Genomic DNA, 1,609 nt, shown 5'->3' with positions numbered 1-1,609 from the left:
CATGGCCTGCCGCGTCATCGACTGGGCGATGCAGGCCCACGGCGGTGCCGGCATGTCGCAGGACTTTCCGCTGGCCTACTTCTATACCGTGGCCCGCACCTTGCGCTTCGCCGACGGGCCAGATGAAGTGCACCGCAATGCGATTGCGAAGATGGAGTTGGGGCGACATGCGGGCTGAGGGCGTCAGCAAGGCCGGGTCTGGGCAGCCGCCGCGTGCTTCGCTGAGACGGTCGCTGCGTTGCAGCGACTTCGCTGCGGTGCTCGGTTTCGGGGCCCCGTGGCCGAACTCGCTGCGTTCGCTGCGCTCACTGCGCTCGAACAGCCGCCACGAGTCAGAGCACGAAGCGCGCTGCGCGCGCGGGCCCCGAGCCCTGCGCTCCGCGCCGGCTCAAAGGCGCACCCGACGGCCACCCAGCCCCGGCCTTGCGGGAACGACTGTCACGCGCGAGGACTCTTGGCGCTGCGCCACGTCTCGGCAAGTCCGCGGGCCGGTCAGCGCCGGGGTGAGTCATGCGATCGGCGAGGAGCGCAGCGCCGAGGTCGGCGCGCGCAGCGCGCTTCGTGATCTGACTCGCCGCAACTGTTCGACCACAGCGAACGCAGTGAGCGGCGGGAGTTTTGCGGCGCGACCTCGGCGCGAGCACCGCAGCGGACCCCGCGCAGCGGGGCGTCGCATCCGATCCCCGGCGCTGGCCGGCCCGCGGGCTTGCCTGCGCAATCTCCGAAATTTAGAACCGAATGCCCGTCGGATTCGCAGCGGGATCCACCGGGGCCGGTGCGGCAGGGGCAGCCCGCGGCGCGGCAGGGGCTGCCGCCTTGCGCTCGCTGAATGGCACCGGTGCCGGTGGCGAATAATTCACCGGCAGCAACGAGGTGCGGGGATAGCCGGCCACGTCGAGGGTTTCTTCCCAGGCCACAGGGGCGAAGCTGCGCAACGACTGCTCGCCGACTTTCAGCACCGGCGCTTCGGTGCCGCCGACCGTGCGCGCCCAGCTTTCGCGGTCTTCGTCGGTCTCGGCCACGCGCTCGATGTAAGGCACGCCGCGCTTGGCCAGCAGCGCGCGGCCGAGGGCGCAGGCTTCGCCGCAGTTCTTCATGGTGTACAGCGTGACCGGGAAACGCGAGGCCACCTGGCGCAGTGCGAACGGCAGTGCCGGGTCGCTGGCGCGGCCGGTCTCGCGGCTCACCGGCTGCACCTTGCCTTCGTTGCCCTGTGGCGCGCGGTCGGTGTAGGTCACGCGGCCGTCCGGCCCAATGACCTTGAACAGGGCGTGCGCCGCGGGCGGCGCGAGCGCCAGCAAGGCGCCGAGGGTGGCAGCAGCAACGAAGGAAGTGTTCATGCCCCGAATCTAACCGCGACGGGGCTGCGCTTCAAGACATCCCTTGGTGGCGGAGCAGGGCGTCGATGCGGGGTTCACGGCCGCGGAAGGCGGTGAAGTTTTCGAGTGCGCTGCGGCTGCCGCCCGCTTCGAGAATTTGTTCACGCAAGCGACGGCCGGTCGCCACCGACAGCGCGCCCTCTTCCTCGAACGCGCTCCAGGCGTCGGCCGACAGCACCTCGGCCCACTTGTAGCTGTAATAGCCGGCCGAATAGCCGCCGGCGAAGATG

At 70.3% G+C, this 1,609-nt stretch carries 3 protein-coding genes; 1 reads left to right on the top strand and 2 read right to left on the bottom strand.

The window, feature by feature from the left end:
• The coding region (locus RMO40_RS15705; protein WP_309723329.1) for an acyl-CoA dehydrogenase family protein at positions 1–178 on the top strand (178 nt) is incomplete at its 5' end.
• Positions 179–728: 550 nt separating this feature from the next.
• On the opposite strand, the gene RMO40_RS15700 is transcribed toward RMO40_RS15705, so the two are convergent.
• Both RMO40_RS15700 and RMO40_RS15695 read right to left on the bottom strand, forming a co-directional pair.
• The gene (locus RMO40_RS15700; protein ID WP_309723325.1) at positions 729–1,340 is read right to left on the bottom strand and encodes a DUF4124 domain-containing protein; all 612 of its coding nucleotides are present in this window, start codon (positions 1,338–1,340) and stop codon (positions 729–731) included.
• Between the two features lie 31 nt (positions 1,341–1,371).
• The coding region (locus RMO40_RS15695) for a M3 family metallopeptidase (RefSeq protein ID WP_309723321.1) at positions 1,372–1,609 on the bottom strand (238 nt) is incomplete at its 5' end.

This window comes from Rhizobacter sp., from assembly GCF_031412075.1.
Taxonomy (GTDB): Bacteria; Pseudomonadota; Gammaproteobacteria; order Burkholderiales; family Burkholderiaceae_C; genus Rhizobacter.
Note: the sequence above shows the minus strand (reverse complement) of the source record. Positions and strands in the feature narration are given on the sequence as shown.